The sequence below is a fragment of the Siphonobacter aquaeclarae genome, assembly GCF_900103285.1.
GTDB classification, from domain to species: domain Bacteria; phylum Bacteroidota; class Bacteroidia; order Cytophagales; family Spirosomataceae; genus Siphonobacter; species Siphonobacter aquaeclarae.
Map to the genome: position 1 here is coordinate 238,206 of NZ_FNGS01000008.1, position 17,447 is coordinate 255,652.

Sequence of the window (17,447 nt, forward strand, 5' to 3'; positions counted from 1 at the left end):
GGCAGAACTGAAAACCGAAAACCGAAGACCGAAAACTCTAATTCTTTAGTACCACCAAAAAATCAATTCAAAATGGCAAAGTTGAACTTCGGCGGAGTCGAAGAAGAAGTAGTCACCCGGGAAGAGTTTCCCCTTGAGAAAGCCCGTGAAGTACTCAAAGACGACGTAATTGCTGTCATCGGTTACGGTGTTCAGGGACCTGGCCAGGGCCTGAACATGAAAGACAACGGTTTCAACGTCATCGTGGGTCAGCGGAAAAATTCCAAGACCTGGGACAAGGCAGTTGCCGACGGTTGGGTTCCGGGTGAGACCCTCTTCGACATCGAAGAAGCACTGGAAAAAGGTACGGTTATCTGCTACCTCCTTTCTGACGCTGCCCAGATTGCCCTCTGGCCGACCGTGAAGAAGCACCTCACGCCCGGCAAAACCCTGTACTTCTCGCACGGTTTCGGCGTAACCTACAAAGACCAGACGGGTATCATTCCTCCGGCCGACGTAGACGTGATCCTCGTGGCTCCGAAGGGCTCAGGTACGTCTCTCCGCCGCCTCTTCGTAGAAGGCAAAGGACTGAACTCCAGCTTCGCCATCTATCAGGATGCAACCGGCAAAGCGCGTGAGCGCGTCATCGCCATGGGTATCGGCGTAGGTTCAGGTTACCTGTTCCAGACCGACTTCTACAAGGAAGTAACGTCTGACCTCACCGGCGAGCGCGGTACCCTCATGGGTGCTATCCAGGGCATCTTCGCGGCTCAGTACGAAGTACTCCGCGAAAACGGCCACTCTCCGTCTGAAGCGTTCAACGAAACGGTAGAAGAACTCACCCAGTCACTCATGCCCCTCGTTGCCGAGAACGGTATGGACTGGATGTACGCCAACTGCTCAACGACCGCACAACGCGGCGCTCTCGACTGGTGGAAGCCCTTCAAGGAAGCTACCAAGCCCGTCTTCGAAAAACTGTACAACTCCGTTAAATCCGGCGAACAGGCTCAGATCTCCATCACCCGTAACTCACAACCGGATTACCGTGAGAAACTGGAAGTGGAACTGGCCGAACTCCGTGAATCAGAAATGTGGAAAGCCGGAGCAACCGTTCGCAGCCTGCGCCCCGAACGTAGCTAGTTCTTAACCGGAACAGGAGAATGGGTGGGCGTTCGTTCACCCATTCTCGTTTTGGGGTTTTCGGTTTTTTGTCTTCTGTTTTCCGTTTTGGGCGTTGCCTAACTGAAAACAGAAGGCAGAAAACTGAAAACCAATTTTCCCCGAGGATGAAAGAGACCGAAGAAGTACCCGTTTTCCCCCAGCTCGACGACATCTTTCATGCCGCCGAACGCCTGCGCAAGGTGGTGGTACATACGCCCCTGACGCACAATCCGAATTTATCCGAACGCTTCGGAGCCAATATCTACCTGAAGCGCGAAGACCTCCAGCTCGTCCGTTCCTTCAAAATCCGCGGAGCCTATAACTCCATGGCCAAAATGCCGCCCGAAGCCCTGGCGAAGGGCGTCGTGTGCGCCAGTGCCGGAAACCATGCCCAGGGGCTGGCCTACGCCTGCCGCAGCATGGGCGTAAAAGGGACGATTTTTATGCCGAGTACGACGCCCAATCAGAAAGTCAAGCAGGTCAAGCTGTTTGGCAAGGAAGAAGTGGAAGTGGTACTGACGGGCGATACCTACGACGATGCCTACGATGCCGCCCGCCAGTTTGAAAAGGAACACCAGGCGACCTTCGTTCACCCGTTTGACGACTTTGGTGTGATTGAAGGGCAGGGGACTGTGGGTCTCGAAATTTTCAAGGATGCCGATTTCAAGATCGATTATGTGCTGTTTTCGATCGGTGGAGGCGGACTGGCCTCCGGCATCGCGACGGCGATCCGCCCGCTTTCTCCGCATACCCGTCTGATCGGTGTAGAGCCGGCCGGGGCCGCTTCAATGCAGGCCTCTCTCCGGCAGGGAGAAGTAGTGACGCTTGATGATATCGACAAGTTCGTGGACGGTGCTGCCGTCAAACGGGTAGGCGATATGACCTACCGGATCTGCCGGGATAACCTCGATGGCATCGTACCTGTGCCGGAAGGCAAGGTATGTACGACCATCATGCAGCTGTATAACGAAGAGGCGATTGTAGCCGAACCGGCCGGCGCCCTGAGTATAGCCGCGCTTGATTTTCTGAAAGATGAAATCCGTGGAAAAAACGTCGTCTGCCTCGTCAGCGGCGGTAACAATGATATTACCCGGATGGAAGAGATCAAGGAACGGTCTCTCCTCTATGAAGGCCTGAAACACTATTTCATCATCCGGTTCCCGCAGCGGGCCGGCGCCTTCCGGGAGTTCCTGAACGTACTTGGCCCGACCGACGACATTACCCGGTTTGAGTATGTCAAGAAAACCAACCGCGAGCAGGGGCCTGCCATCGTGGGTATTGAATTGAAATCCAGGAGTGATTTTGCCAGCCTTATCCAACGCATGGATAACGCCAAAATCACCTATGAATACCTGAACGACAAGCCGGATTTGTATGGAATGCTGGTTTGAATTAACTCTCGAGACCCGACTACCTGAATTATATGAAGAGACAGTTGTTTCTTTTTCTGTTTGCCCTTTTTGCTTTTCCAACTCTTGCGCAGGAGCGCTACAAACCCGGATACATTGTTTCGTTGAACGGAGATACGTTGAAAGGCCATTTACTATATGAAGACTGGGAGCATAGTCCGGTTGAAGTGCGGTTTAAAAACCCCGACGGAGAAGCCAAGACACTGACCCCGACCGATATCAAGGCTTTTTTTGTGGAGAAGGAGAATTACGAAACCCTGAACGCCCGGATATTGCAAATAGCAGACATGGCGTATGCCACTCCTCCCCAGCATTACGAGATGTTCCGGCTATTTAGCCGCAGGATGTGGAAAGGCGGAGACATTACCTTGTATCTGGTTCAGATTGACGGCGAAAACAAACAGCGGCTACTCATTCAGCGGGACGGAGAGCCGATGGAGCTGAACTACTTCCGGTATAAGAGAATGATCAATGGAAAACTGTATTACCAGGAAGTAAGCGAGTATCAGGATCAGCTCGCAACACTGACGAGTGACGTGCCGGGTTTTTCAGCAAAAGTAAAAGGGTACTCTCCGGAATCGGTTGTCGCCTACCTGGAGGCCTATGCATTGGCACGTAACAGCGGAACGACATCCGGTTTATTGAAGCGGGAGAAAACGAGGTTCGCAGTCGGTCTAGGCGCAGGAGCGGAGATGTTGAATAGCGATTTTGCCTCTGGGAAGCCGAAGTTGTCGGTCGGGCTCACTGCCAGGCTGAACTTCCCGAGAGCATTTTACAACACATTTCTGAAAGTCTCCTATTTCGTAACGCCGGGTATCACAACGATCAATGGATACAACGGACGCATCGAAACCGGAACAGGACGGGCTGCGGAGATAACATTCGGACGATACATCGGACGCGGCAACATTCAGCCGTTCTGGAACATTGGATTAGGAGCATATTCCGGGAATATGTCTGTATCCGGGGTTATTTTTCCCGCCCTTGGCATTGCGTACAAAAAGAGCCTGGAAATCGACGTGTCTCATTTTATCAATTTCTGGGGTGGTACGACTGAAAACTCCCGGTTTTTCATGCCTGCACGCGTAGCAGTTCATTATTACTATTCGTTTAAGTGAAACCAGCAGGACAATCCTGCTGTTGGAGAGATGGATCGAAAAGAGGAGCAAGAAAGTATGAATACCCTATCCGAATTACGGGACCTTGCCTCCCGATTGGAGGCATTCCCGACTGAGCAGGAAAAACTGGAATTCCTGCACCGCCAGTTGGCCGCGTTTTCGAATCTTTCTCCCGAAGAACAAACCCGGCAGCTTCTCGAATGGGAAGCATTCCGCGAAAAGCACGAAACGTCGCTGAGTTCCATGCAGAACCGGAAAGCGGCCTGAATATTCTCCGGAAGATGACCTCTTCCGGAGATTTTTAACCCCTTCGTCGCGCATGCTGCGAGTCCCTTCTTTTATCCATGCAGGAGAGTTTGAGTCCCTGAAAATCCAGGAGATGACGTTCGTCGCCTACCGGAATCAGGACCCGCCGCTCCGGAACGAAGTGTTCTTCGAAGAGCACGCTGTGATTTTCGTGCTGGAAGGGGAGAAGCGCTTTCTGGCTCCGGAACGGGAAATCAGCGTCCGGAAAGGGGACGTGGTATTCATCCGGCGGGGGTATTATTTCATGCAGGAGGCCGTCGAGCGCGGTTATCGGAGTCTGGTGTTCTTTTTCCACGAAAAACTGTTGAAGTCGTTCGTCGAACAACACCTCGAAGTTCTCTCCGGGCCGCTGGGAGAGCGGGATATTGAATCGCCGCTGCTCGTATTTCCCGGTCATGAGAGCCTGCAGGCGTTTGCGGAGGCCATCTTTCCGCTTTTTCAGCGGAAGACGCCCTTTCTCAACCAGTTTCTTCGCCTGAAATCCCATGAGCTGTTGCTGTTGCTGCTGGAACACGATTCCTCCGGGCAGTTGCATGCCTTTCTGAACAGTATTTACCAGGGCGAGAAAATGGACCTGGAATGGCTGTTGAAAAACTACTTCCTGAAGCCGTTGACACTGGATGAACTGGCCCGTCTGTCGGGACGCAGCCTGTCGAGCTTCAAGCGTGATTTCGAGAAAGAATTTGGTACCAGCCCCGCTACCTGGATTCGGAAAAAGCGACTCGAACACGCTGTCTTTCTTCTGGAAACATCTTCCCGAAACGTCTCAGAAATCAGCTATGAGATTGGTTATGAGAGTGTTTCGCACTTCATCAAAGCATTTAAAGCGCAATACGGTTTAACGCCCGCGTTATATCCAAGAACCAAAAACGCTATTGTTTGAGCGGAGGGCGTTATAAGACTGTCGCCGGATTCCTCCACCTTTGTAACATCTTATTTTTTCGAGCATTAATCGCAAATGGATATGTCAAATCTGCCGACTACCCTCTTCGACAAAGTGTGGGATGCCCACGTTGTCCGCAAGATTGAAGACGGACCCGATGTCTTGTTTATCGACCGTCACTTTATTCATGAAGTAACCAGCCCGGTCGCGTTTCTCGGTCTGGAAAGCAGAGGTATCGGCGTGCTGTTTCCGAACCGGACGTTCGCGACGGCCGACCACAATACGCCTACGATCAACCAGCACCTGCCGGTTGCAGATCCCCTGTCTGCCAATCAGCTGAAGGCGCTCGAAACCAATACGGCGAAATACGGTATTTCTCACTGGGGCCTCGGTCACCAGAAAAACGGTATCGTGCACGTGGTGGGACCGGAAAACGGCATCACTCTCCCGGGTATGACCATCGTATGCGGTGACTCCCATACGTCTACGCACGGTGCGTTTGGCGCGATTGCCTTCGGTATCGGTACGTCGGAAGTGGAAATGGTACTCGCTTCCCAGTGTATCATGCAGCCGAAGCCGAAGAAGATGCGCATTACCATCAATGGCAAGGTAGGCAAAGGCGTACTGCCGAAGGACGTTATTCTCTACGTTATTTCGCAGATTTCGGCGAGTGGTGCTACGGGTTATTTTGTGGAATATGCCGGTGACGTATTCGAAGACATGAGCATGGAAGGCCGGATGACGGTCTGCAATATGTCAATCGAAATGGGCGCCCGCGGCGGTATGATCGCTCCGGATGAAAAGACGTTTGCGTACCTGAACGGTCGCGAGCAGGCTCCCAAGGGCGAAGCCTGGGACAAGGCGGTCGCCTACTGGAAGACACTGAAGACCGATGAAGGTTCTTCCTTCGACGTGGAATACACCTACCTGGCGTCTGATATCGAGCCGCAGATTACCTACGGAACGAACCCGGGCCTCGGTACCGGTATTTCGAAGCATATTCCGAAGGCCGGTCAGGTACTGGACGGCGCTGCTTCCTATGCCAAGTCGCTGAACTACATGGGTTTTGCGGAAGATGAAAGCATTCTCGGCAAGCCGATTGATTTTGTCTTCCTCGGAAGCTGCACCAACGGTCGTATTGAAGATTTCCGGGCGTTTGCCTCGGTCGTCAAAGGACATAAAAAAGCAGACAATGTGACAGCCTGGCTGGTACCGGGTTCACACATCGTGGAGGCGCAGATCAAGGAAGAAGGTATTCTGGATATTCTGACCGAGGCTGGTTTCCAGCTCCGTCAGCCGGGATGCTCTGCCTGTCTGGCGATGAACGATGACAAAATTCCTGCCGGTAAATATGCCGTCAGTACTTCCAACCGGAATTTCGAAGGTCGCCAGGGACCGGGAGCCCGCACCCTGCTGGCCAGCCCGCTCGTTGCCGCCGCCGCCGCGATTACGGGGAAGGTGACGGATCCGAGAGAGTTTTTGTAGGGGAGGCAGGCTTTAGGCTATACGCTTTAAGCAGTAGGCAGTAAGCCGGTAGATAGCTCGGTCTTTTAGCTTGGAGAGAATGTGCCGAAATTGCCCGTGAAAGATCAAAGCTTATAGCCTAGCCAACCCTCTAGCTTATGCGGGATTTCCGGAAATACGAAGTCTGGCGCCTTGCTCATGCATTGGTATTGGAAGTCCTATTCGTCCTCGAATACTTTCCCCAGAAGTGAACTGTATGGGTTGACCAGCCAGATTCGCAGAGCTGCCCTTTCCATTCCAGCAAATATCTGCGAAGGGTGTGGCAGAAATACAGACAATGAGTTCGTCCGATTTCTACATATCGCTTTGGGATCTGCGCATGAAACGGAGTACTTACTTCAATTGTCCTGTGAACTTGGTTTTCTGAATGAAGAAATCTACCGATCACTGGACAGGAAGGTAAATGAGCTGAAGAAGAAACTGTACCATTTGGAACAAAAGATCGGTAAATGATCCCCTGGCTTACAGCCTAAAGCATAGAGCGTAAAGCATTCGCCGACAATTACCAAACACGCAAAAAAACAATGGCTTACGATAAATTCACCCAGTTAACCTCCCCGGCAGTACCGCTGCCGCTGGAAAACGTAGATACGGACCAGATCATCCCGGCGCGGTTTTTGAAGGCGACGGAGCGCAAGGGTTTCGGTGATAACCTCTTCCGCGACTGGCGCTACAACGGCGACGATACGCCGAAGGCCGATTTCGTCCTCAATAACCCGCAGTACAGCGGCAAGATTCTTGTAGCCGGCCGCAATTTCGGTAGCGGTTCCAGCCGCGAACACGCTGCGTGGGCTATTTATGATTACGGATTCCGTTGTGTGGTGTCGAGCTTCTTCGCCGATATCTTCAAAAACAACGCAATCAACGTCGGTATCCTCCCCGTGCAGGTAACCCCTGAGTTTCTGGACAAAATCTTCCAGGCCATCGAGAAAGATGCGAAGGCGGAACTGACGGTTGATCTGGCGGCGCAAACCATTACCATCGTTTCGACGGGTGAATCAGAGTCATTCGCGATCAACGGATACAAAAAACACAATCTCATCAATGGCTATGACGATATCGACTATCTGCAAGCCATGAAAGGGGAAATTGCTACGTTCGAAGCTGCCCGGCCTTACTGATTTCTATGAGGTATATTGAGATCATGGATACGACACTCCGCGATGGCGAACAGACCAGCGGAGTGTCTTTTTCGGCTTCGGAGAAGCTGGCACTCGCCCAGATCCTTCTCACCGAAGTCAAGGTAGACCGCATTGAAATCGCTTCGGCACGGGTGTCGGAAGGGGAGTTCAAGGCAGTACAAAAAATTACGAGCTGGGCTCAGGAAAACGGCTACATCGATAAGGTGGAAGTGTTGACGTTTGTAGACGGCGGCGTGTCCATCAACTGGATGCTGGAATCCGGCGCGAAGGTGATGAACCTGCTGACGAAAGGCTCGCTCAACCACCTGACCTATCAGCTCAAGAAAACGCCGGAAGAGCATTTTGCCGATATCCGGAAAGTCATCGAAGACGCGGCGTCGAAAGGTATTTCGGCAAACGTGTACCTGGAAGACTGGAGCAACGGCATGCGTAATTCACCGGAGTATGTGTTTCAATACCTCGATTTTCTGACGACGCTGCCCATCCGGCGCATTTTGCTTCCGGATACACTCGGCGTACTGACGCCGGCGGAGTCGTACACGTTTGTCAAAGCGATTGTGGACCGCTACCCCGGCCGGCATTTCGATTTTCACGCGCATAATGACTACGACCTGAGCATCGCCAACATCATGGAAGCGGTGCGGGCGGGTGCAAGCGGCCTCCACCTGACTGTTAACGGAATGGGCGAACGCGCGGGCAATGCCCCGCTGGCGAGCGCCATTGCCGTCCTGAAAGACTTTATGCCGGAAGTGGAAACCGGCGTAGCAGAAGGGTCTCTGTATTCGGTCAGTAAAATTGTTGAGACTTTCTCCGGGTTGCGTATCCCGGCCAACAAGCCGGTTGTAGGCGATAATGTGTTTACGCAGACGGCCGGTATTCACGCCGACGGAGACAAGAAAAACAACCTGTATTTCAACGAGTTGATGCCTGAGCGGTTCGGACGGAAACGCTCCTATGCGCTCGGAAAGACTTCCGGAAAAGCCAATATCGAGAACAACCTCCGCGAGCTGGGTATCATGCTGGCGGATGAGGATCTCAAAAAGGTTACCCAGCGGATTATTGAGCTTGGCGACCGCAAGGAGGTCGTTACCCGGGAAGATCTCCCGTACATCATTTCCGACGTACTGGATACGAATGCAATCGAGCTCAAGATCGAGGTGCTGAACTATGTGCTGACGCATTCGAAGGATCTTCGCCCTTCGGCAACGCTGAAGGTGAGAATCGAAGACGAAACCTTTGAAGCCAACGCCCAGGGAGACGGCCAGTACGATGCCTTTATGAATGCCCTGAAGAAAATCTACGGGCGTAAAGGGCTGGATCTTCCGGTGCTGACAGACTATGCCGTGCGGATTCCGACCGGCGGAAAAACTGACGCACTTTGCGAGACGGTCATTACCTGGCACTGGAATAACAAGGAGTTCAAAACGCACGGACTGGATTCTGACCAGACCGTTTCGGCTATCATCGCGACGCAGAAAATGCTGAACCTGATGTAGCAGCCCGGAACAGGCCGATAAACGTCTTATTCAAATCTGAAATAAATCCGGTGTCGGATAGCGCCGCAAAGGCTCCGATACTTCTCAAAAAATGAAAAAACACATCCTTATCGTTCCCGGTGACGGAATCGGGCAAGAAGTTACCGCCGTTGGCAAGCAGGTACTGGATCGCATCGCCGAAAAGTTCAACCACGAGTTTACCTACGACGAAGCCCTCATCGGTCACGTAGCCATCGAAGCAACGGGCGATCCGCTGCCGGAAGAAACGCTCGTGAAAATGCGTGCTTCGGATGCCATTCTGTTCGGAGCGGTAGGTCACCCGAAATACGACAACGACCCTTCTGCCAAAGTACGCCCGGAGCAGGGATTGCTGAAAATGCGCAAGGAACTCGGATTGTATGCCAACCTCCGTCCGATCAAGCTGTTTGACGAACTGCTCGAAGCGTCCAGCATCAAAGCAGATATCCTGCGCGGCGCAGATATCCTGTTTTTCCGGGAACTGACGGGCGACGTGTACTTCGGCAAGCGCGAGCGCCTGGAAGACGGCAATACAGCCTATGACACGATGATCTACCACAAGTACGAAGTAGAGCGTATCGCCCGCAAAGCCTTTGAAGCGGCCCGTACCCGGAGCAAAAAGCTCATGTCGGTAGACAAAGCCAACGTACTCGAATCCAGCCGTCTCTGGCGCGAAGTCATCCAGAAACTGGCCCCGGAATACCCGGACGTGGAAGTAGAACACCAGTTTATCGACGCGGCGGCAATGCTGCTCATCAAGGATCCGCGCCGCTTTGACGTGGTTGTAACCGGAAACCTCTTCGGTGACATCCTGACGGACGAAGCCAGCCAGATCGCCGGTTCGATGGGTATGCTCGCGTCCGCTTCTGTCGGCGACAGTACAGGCGTATACGAACCCATCCACGGTTCAGCACACGATATTACGGGCAAGGGCGTAGCCAACCCCCTCGCATCTGTTTTGTCTGCTGCGCTTATGCTGGATATTTCCTTTGGATTGAAGGCAGAAAGCGAAGCGATTATCGCTGCGGTAGACGGCGTGCTGAAGGATGGATTCCGGACCCGCGACATCGCTGATACCACGACGGACGCATCCAAAATTCTCGGTACTGACGCCATGGGAGCCGAGCTGCTCAAACGTCTCTGAGCAGCGAATCGAACGGAAAAAATTTGTCCGAATCAAATTTCCGGCTATTTTTGTCCTTATAAGCGTAACCGCCTGTGTCATGTTTGCTCAGAAACTCAACCTTGCTCTTATTCTTCTCAGTCGTTGTGTCTGAGGATGGGACCTGGTGTTGATATACCGAACCCTTTCTCAGACTTGAGAAGGGGTTTTTTATTGAGCCTTTCTTTCGGCGATGTTACCGCGAGTACCGGTTCCTAACCAATGTAATTTACCAGTTCATCGAACCACTGTTTACCCATGAGTCAGCGAATTCAAGTTTTCGACACTACCCTGAGAGATGGCGAGCAAGTGCCTGGTTGCCAGCTCACAACGGAAGAAAAGGTGGTGGTCGCCAAGGAACTGGAAGCCTTGGGGGTTGATGTCATCGAGGCAGGTTTTCCGATTTCCAGTCCGGGTGATTTCCGTTCGGTCGTGGAAATCTGCAAGGCCGTCACCGAACCGACAATCTGCGGCCTTACGCGCGCCGTGGAAAAAGATATCGAAGTCGCTGCGGATGCGCTTAAATGGGCGAAACGCCCGCGTATTCACACGGGTATCGGGTCTTCGGATGTACACATTCAACACAAGTTCAACTCGACCCGCGAGCAGATTCTGGAACGGGCAGTGGCCGCGGTGAAGTATGCAAAGAAATTTGTCGAAGACGTCGAGTTTTTTGCAGAAGATTCGGGCCGGGCTGACCTCCAGTTCCTGGCAAAGCTGACGGAAGCTGTCATCGGCGCCGGGGCGACGGTTGTCAACCTCCCCGACACGACGGGCTACCTTCTGCCGGATCAGATGTATGACCGGATCAGCTATCTCTTCGAAAACGTATCGAATATTCACAGGGCGACGATCTCCATGCACTGCCATAACGACCTTGGGCTGGCAACAGCGAACACGCTGGCCGGTATACGGGCGGGGGCGCGGCAGGTGGAAGTCACCATCAACGGGATCGGAGAACGGGCCGGAAACACGTCGCTGGAAGAAGTAGCGATGGCGCTCAAGGTCCATAAGGATCTGGGCTTCGAAACCGGTATTGATTCCCGCCGTCTGTATCCGATGTCCAAACTGGTCTCGGAAATGATGCGGATGTCTGTGCAGCCGAATAAGGCCATTGTGGGCCGGAATGCCTTCGCACACTCGTCCGGGATTCACCAGGACGGGCACCTGAAAAACGCATCCAATTACGAAATCATCACCCCGGAAGAAGTGGGCGTGCCGCAGTCGGAAATCATCCTGACGGCCCGCAGCGGTCGCGCTGCCCTGCGCCACCGCCTGCAATTGCTCGGCTTCCAGTTTGAAAAACTGGATCTCGACCGGTTGTATGACCGCTTCCTCCTCATGGCCGACGAACGGAAAATGATCCACGACCGGGACCTGATGGAGCTGGTAGGTTAACGGGTTTTGGTACTAAATTATCCAGTTAAAGGCGCCGGCTTGTTCGGCGCCTTCTTTTTTGCCGTTCTGTGTCTGTTTTAATGTAAATTCCGCCTGAAAATTTTTATACTTGATCCCTGATTTACAATTGTCGCTGGAGTTTAATGAGATTATCCGGGTAATAAATTAAACTATTGCGGCAAATGCAGTAACTTTGATTAGTTTACCCTGAAACTCTATCATGAAAGAAAACGCTATGATTCAGGTAGGTGAGGAAATCCTGCTTTGGAGACGGTTCACCGGGGGAGACCGCATAGCGTTTCAGGAGATTATCGTCACCCATTACCGCATTCTTCACAATTACGGCACGCGCTTCTGTCGCGACAGCGATTTCATTGAAGATGTTATCCAGGATTTGTTTGTCTATCTCTGGGAGCGTAAACAGGACCTGACCGATACACCCCCTTCTCTCCGCAATTACCTGCTCAAGGCTTTCCGCAACCGGATTGTCTTTGAACTCAAGCAGCATCAGCGCTATACAGATCTTTCCGAAAGCGAGGAAGAGTCTACCTTCGAACCCAGTATTCAGGAGACGTTGCTCCGGAACGAGTCAGAAGGCGAAATCGCCAGCCAGCTTTCGCTGATGCTGGCCCAACTTCCTGAACGTCAGCGGGAAGCCTTGTATCTCAAGTACTACGAAGACTGTGATATTCAGCAGATTTCGGAGATCATGGGCATTACCCGCCAATCCGTTTCCAACCACCTTCAAAAGGCGATGACATACCTGCGCATGCATTGGCAGAAGTCGGTCGTTTCGCCGCTATACCTGTTTATTCTTTCTGCTTTTTTGGGGTAATATCCTGAGGAATAGGAATATAAATGCTTCCTGAATGTGTCGGCATAACACATAGATGTTGCAAAGACACCGGGTGGAAGCAATGGGTTTAAAAAAAAATTGAAAAACTACTATTTCTGAAGGGTATGACGGGCTGCCCTTTTCCTAATCAGAGTGGAATAGGTGCCTATTTGATTATTCCATGCAGAGCTATAACCATTTTAAGGTCGAAGATTTTCTGAACGACCCTTCTTTCCGGAGATGGGTATTGGGCCGTTCGTCGGAAGAGGAGTCTGCCGACTGGGAAACGTATGTGTACAGTCGCCCTCCTTCTCTGAAAGCGCTGGAGCGCGCCAGAGGCGTTCTGGCCGGCATGGCTCCGGCTACCGTACTCACAGACGAGTACGTACTGGAAAAATCGGAGCAAATACTTGCGTATACCGTACCCCGACGACGCCTTGCGTTCTCCCGGGGGCTGGCTGCGTCCGTCAGCGGCTTTCTGCTGATCGCCGGGCTTGCCTGGTGGGGATTTGGCCGGACGTACCTGACGGCGCCCGGGCCGCCCGCGCCCGCAGTTTCGTACCAGGCGCTGAAAAAGGAGGTTGGAAAAGAATTGAAAGAGGTAGTCAATGCCTCCGAAAAACCCCGGGTAGTCCTCCTGCCGGACGGCAGTTCAGTCCTGCTTCAGGCCAACAGTCGGATCAGTTTTCCGACCCGGTTTGAAAAGGAAAAACGGGAAGTATTCCTGAGCGGCGAGGGTTTCTTTGAAGTGAAGAAAGACCGGAGCCAGCCATTTTATGTGTATGCAAACGAGGTAGTGGCCCGGGTACTGGGGACCAGCTTTACCGTACGGGCATTTGACCACGATACCCAGGTTCAGGTATTGGTCAAAACCGGCTCGGTTTCGGTGTATCAGCGCGAGGAAACGGTGGAACAGGAAACGGTGGAGCCGTCGGCAACGACACCCATGCTGGTTCTTTCCCCGAGTCAGAAAGCAGTGTTTCAGCGGCAGGATTTCAAACTGACCCTGTCGGAAGTAAAGGCGCCGGAATTACAACCGATTGAACAGGAGACATTTATCTACCTGCGGACTCCGATCAGCGCGGTATTCCGGGCAATGGAAAAGACCTATGGCGTACGGATTGAATTCGACGCCGACGTGACAAAAAACTGTACCCTTACGGCTACGCTGGGGGATAAACCCCTGACCGACAAGCTGGACATGATCTGCGCAGCGATCGAGTCCAGTTATGTGTATGAAAACGGGTCGGTCATGATCAAAAGTAAGGGCTGCCAACATCTCAACCCCTAAGTCGAATCTTTGTCTCTTTTTCTTATTCGTGCCTATGTAGCAAACGACTAACCCTTATCCCATGAAAAAGCCCCCGATGGTACCAGCATCGGAGGCGAGAAAATCCCCCCTTTTACAGTTGCTTGATCTCATCCCGACAACGAGGATGACAGGGGTTCTTTTGTCAATTGGTTTATTAAAAACCTTTCAAATCTATGCAAAAATTTGTCTACTCAAACAAACTGCTGTACGACGTTATGAAAGTCAGTCTTGTGCAGTTTTTCATGGCAGTGGTGTTTGTTGGAGTGAGTCATGCCCACGAGAGTTCGGGGCAGGACTTTCTGGCACACCGAGTGACCATTGCCGTTAAAAATCAGGACTTAGAGAGTGTATTAGACAGAATTTCGAAGATCGCCAACGTTCGGTTTCTTTACAGCCATGAGATGGTTTCGGCCGAGCGTAAGGTTAGCCTGCGTTTGAAGAATACGACGGTAGGAACCGCCCTCGAAGAGCTGCTTCATCCGCTTAACCTGACCTATCAGGTAATCGGCGAGCAGATCATCCTGAAACGCCTGTCCGCAAAGAATGTCAATACATCCTCGATGCCGGCGGAAGCTTCGTCAGACGAAGCGGCCACGACCTCGTTCAATGTCGCACCTGCCGATGTTTCGGTGACAGGTACGGTAACGGACGAAGAAGGTAACGCATTGACCGGTGTGAGCGTACTCGTCCAGGGAACTTCTCAGGGAACGACGACAGACGCCTCCGGGAAATACAAGATTTCCGTGCCCAACGGAAACTCCGTGCTGGTCTTCAGCTACGTTGGTTTCCTCAAGCAGGAAATTACGGTAGGAACGCGTACCACGATCGACGTGAAGCTTCAGAACGACATCAAAGCGCTGTCTGAAGTAGTCGTTGTGGGTTACGGCGAGCAAAAGAAGGAAACGGTAACGGGTTCTGTCGTGAGCGTGAAAGGCTCCGACCTGGTAAAATCACCGTCCGTCAACCTCTCCAACTCACTGGCCGGCCGTATGCCGGGGGTTATCGCTACCCAGGGCGGCGGCGAGCCGGGTTACGATGGTTCAACCATCCGTATCCGTGGCGTCAATACGCTGGGTAACACCGGAGCGCTCGTCGTAATCGACGGTATTCCGGCACGGAACGGTGGTTTTGACCGCCTGAACCCGGCCGATATCGAAAGCGTATCCGTTCTGAAAGATGCTGCGGCCTCTATCTACGGGTCACGCGCAGCAAACGGCGTTATCCTCATCACGACCAAGCGCGGCAAAACGGGTAAGCCCGAGCTGTCGTACTCGTTTAACCAGGGGTTTGCGCAACCGACGGTTGTTCCGAAGCTGGCCAATGCTACCCAGTACGCTGAAATGCGGAACGAGCTGGAAGTATTCAACCTGCCGACGGCAGAATGGAAAGGTGCTACCGATGCATTCAAGTCGACCGGTTCTTACACCCGTCCTGACGGAAGCGTAAAGGCTGCTCCGTTTGGTCCGACCGATTTCCAGAAGTTTGCAGATGGTTCCGATCCCTGGTTCCACCCCAACACCGATTGGTATAAATCTGCACTGAAGACCTGGTCTCCGCAGGTTCGCCACACGCTGCAACTGTCCGGCGGCAACGAAAACGTCAAGTACATGACCTCACTGGGCTACCAGAATCAGGATGCGTACTACAAGAACGCCGCTACCGGTTACAAGCAGTATGATCTTCGTATCAACGTAGATGCGAAAGTCAACGAATATGTCAACGTGAAAGTCGGCGCCCTGGCCCGCGAAGAATTCCGTTTCTTCCCGACCCAAAGCGCAGGCGCGATCTTCCGGATGCTGATGCGCGGTCTGCCGACGTCTCCGGCTTATTGGCCCAACGGCAAGCCCGGTCCGGATATCGAAAACGGTCAGAACCCGGTTGTCATCACGACCAACCAGACGGGTTACAACCGCGATTACCGCGATTACCTCCAGACCAACGGTTCTGTTGAAATCAAGATCCCCGGTGTGAAAGGCCTGAAACTGACGGGTACCGCTGCTGTCGATAAGTACATCCAGCGCACGAAGCAGTGGCAGACGCCCTGGTTCCTCTACACCTGGCAGGGCAAGTACGAAGCCGACGGCAAGACGCCGCTGCTCGTAAAAGGTCAGCGTGGTCCGGCCGAGCCGAACCTGAACCAGTATGACGAAAGCAAACTCAACATTCTCCTCGGTAGCTTGCTGTCGTACGACCGTACCTTCAAGGATCACACGGTAACGTTCCTGGCGGGTATCAACAAGGAAACGGTGAAGGACGATTATTTCAGCGCCTACCGCCGCTTCTTCATCTCGTCAGCGATTGACCAGATGTTTGCCGGTGGAGACGCCCAGAAAGACAACGGCGGCGGCGCTTACAACCAGGGCCGTCTGAGCTACTTCGGTCGTATGGCGTACAACTACAAGGAGAAGTACCTCGCCGAGTTCCTCTGGCGGTATGACGGTTCGTACAACTTCCCGGCCAACAAGCGTTTCGGCTTCTTCCCGGGTATCATGGCCGGCTGGGTTATTTCGGAAGAAAACTTCTTCAAGAACGGAGTACCCGCGATCAACTACCTGAAGCTGCGCGGTTCTTACGGACAGATGGGTAACGACCAGATCTTCTACAACGGATCACTCCAGGAGTATCAGTACCTGTCGACGTTCGGCTTCAACACGTACATCATCAACGGCCAGCCGGTGAAAACGCTTCGTGAAAGCCGCGTACCGAACACGAACATCACCTGGGAAGTGGCGAATAACCTCGACGTAGGTCTCGAAGGACAACTGCTCAATGGCAAGCTGAACTTCGAATTCGACTACTTCAACAACAAGCGGACGAACATCCTGTGGCCGCAAAATGCTTCTGTTCCGCAAACGACGGGTATGACCCTGCCGGCTGTGAACATCGGTATTCTCCGCAACCAGGGTTTTGAATTCAAGGTAGGATATGCCGGCAATGCAGGCGACTTCAAGTACAACGTCAGCGTAAACGGCGGTTATGCCAAGAACAAGATCGTTTTCTGGGATGAAGCTCCGGGTGCTCCTTCTTATCAACGTACTACCGGCAAGCAATACGGCGCCTACCTGTTCTACCAGTATGACGGCGTATTCAAGGATCAGGCTGACATCGACGCCAACAAGCTCGATTACACCGCGATCACCAAAACGCTCCGCCCCGGTGACATGAAGTACAAGGATTACAACGGCGACGGTAAAATCACGCCGGACGATCAGTTCCGCGGTGACAAAACCAGCACGCCGACGCTCCAGGGCGGTATCAACGGCTCCTTGCAGTACAAGGGCTTTGACATGACCATCCTGTTCCAGTACGCAACGGGCGCTCAGTCATACGTGAGCACGGGTGAATCCGGAAGTATCGGTAACTACCTCCTCGACGTGTACAAGCACCGCTGGACGGTAAACAACCCGAGCTCGGTTGATCCGCGTATCGCCGACCGCAGCAACCAGTACTACTCAAACGGTAATACCTACTGGCTGCGCAGCACGGACTACATCCGTCTCAAAAACCTGGAAGTAGGTTACACCATTCCGCAGACCCTGACGAGAAAAGTAGGCGTCAACAGCCTCCGTGTCTACGTGAACGGTCTGAACCTGCTGACTTTCGATAAACTGAAAGTGTACGATCCTGAATCAAGCAGCACCACGGGCCAGTACTACCCGCAGTCGCGCATCATCAACACCGGTTTATCGCTCACCTTCTAATTG

14 protein-coding genes are annotated in these 17,447 nt (G+C 52.8%); all 14 read left to right on the forward strand.

The window, feature by feature from the left end; translation table 11 throughout:
- The first annotated feature begins 72 nt into the window (after positions 1-72).
- The 14 genes from ilvC (at position 73) to BLR09_RS20500 (ending at position 17,444) form a co-directional block, all read left to right on the forward strand.
- Positions 73-1,119, forward strand: a complete 1,047-nt coding sequence (ilvC, locus tag BLR09_RS20435) for a ketol-acid reductoisomerase (RefSeq protein WP_093207384.1) — start codon at positions 73-75, stop codon at positions 1,117-1,119.
- Positions 1,120-1,265: 146 nt separating this feature from the next.
- Positions 1,266-2,531 carry a threonine ammonia-lyase IlvA gene (gene ilvA, locus BLR09_RS20440; RefSeq protein ID WP_093207386.1) on the forward strand — a complete coding sequence of 422 codons (1,266 nt, stop codon included), beginning with the start codon at positions 1,266-1,268 and terminating at the stop codon, positions 2,529-2,531.
- Between the two features lie 32 nt (positions 2,532-2,563).
- Positions 2,564-3,667 carry a hypothetical protein gene (locus BLR09_RS20445; protein WP_093207388.1) on the forward strand — a complete coding sequence of 368 codons (1,104 nt, stop codon included), beginning with the start codon at positions 2,564-2,566 and terminating at the stop codon, positions 3,665-3,667.
- A 57-nt stretch (positions 3,668-3,724) separates the two neighbouring features.
- Positions 3,725-3,934 (forward strand): hypothetical protein, encoded by a 210-nt coding sequence (locus BLR09_RS20450; protein WP_143011170.1) that lies wholly within the window; start codon positions 3,725-3,727, stop codon positions 3,932-3,934.
- A 52-nt stretch (positions 3,935-3,986) separates the two neighbouring features.
- Positions 3,987-4,856 carry an AraC family transcriptional regulator gene (locus tag BLR09_RS20455; RefSeq protein ID WP_093207393.1) on the forward strand — a complete coding sequence of 290 codons (870 nt, stop codon included), beginning with the start codon at positions 3,987-3,989 and terminating at the stop codon, positions 4,854-4,856.
- Positions 4,857-4,937: 81 nt separating this feature from the next.
- Entirely contained in the window at positions 4,938-6,341 is a 1,404-nt protein-coding gene (leuC, locus tag BLR09_RS20460) for a 3-isopropylmalate dehydratase large subunit (protein ID WP_093207563.1), read from the forward strand.
- A 177-nt stretch (positions 6,342-6,518) separates the two neighbouring features.
- Entirely contained in the window at positions 6,519-6,833 is a 315-nt protein-coding gene (locus BLR09_RS20465; protein ID WP_218126700.1) for a four helix bundle protein, read from the forward strand.
- Between the two features lie 71 nt (positions 6,834-6,904).
- A complete protein-coding gene (gene leuD / locus BLR09_RS20470; protein ID WP_093207396.1) occupies positions 6,905-7,501 on the forward strand; it encodes a 3-isopropylmalate dehydratase small subunit in 597 nt (198 codons plus the stop codon).
- A gap of 5 nt (positions 7,502-7,506) precedes the next feature.
- The gene (locus BLR09_RS20475) at positions 7,507-9,018 is read left to right on the forward strand and encodes an alpha-isopropylmalate synthase regulatory domain-containing protein (RefSeq protein WP_245689973.1); all 1,512 of its coding nucleotides are present in this window, start codon (positions 7,507-7,509) and stop codon (positions 9,016-9,018) included.
- 91 nt (positions 9,019-9,109) lie between these two features.
- Positions 9,110-10,180, forward strand: a complete 1,071-nt coding sequence (gene leuB, locus BLR09_RS20480) for a 3-isopropylmalate dehydrogenase (protein ID WP_093207401.1) — start codon at positions 9,110-9,112, stop codon at positions 10,178-10,180.
- 276 nt (positions 10,181-10,456) lie between these two features.
- Positions 10,457-11,596 carry a 2-isopropylmalate synthase gene (locus BLR09_RS20485; RefSeq protein WP_093207403.1) on the forward strand — a complete coding sequence of 380 codons (1,140 nt, stop codon included), beginning with the start codon at positions 10,457-10,459 and terminating at the stop codon, positions 11,594-11,596.
- A gap of 220 nt (positions 11,597-11,816) precedes the next feature.
- Positions 11,817-12,431, forward strand: coding sequence for an RNA polymerase sigma factor (locus BLR09_RS20490; protein ID WP_093207406.1), 615 nt, complete (start codon positions 11,817-11,819; stop codon positions 12,429-12,431).
- A 181-nt stretch (positions 12,432-12,612) separates the two neighbouring features.
- Positions 12,613-13,722, forward strand: a complete 1,110-nt coding sequence (locus BLR09_RS20495; RefSeq protein WP_093207408.1) for a FecR family protein — start codon at positions 12,613-12,615, stop codon at positions 13,720-13,722.
- A 194-nt stretch (positions 13,723-13,916) separates the two neighbouring features.
- Positions 13,917-17,444 carry a TonB-dependent receptor gene (locus BLR09_RS20500; protein ID WP_245689974.1) on the forward strand — a complete coding sequence of 1,176 codons (3,528 nt, stop codon included), beginning with the start codon at positions 13,917-13,919 and terminating at the stop codon, positions 17,442-17,444.
- The last annotated feature ends 3 nt before the right edge of the window (positions 17,445-17,447 follow it).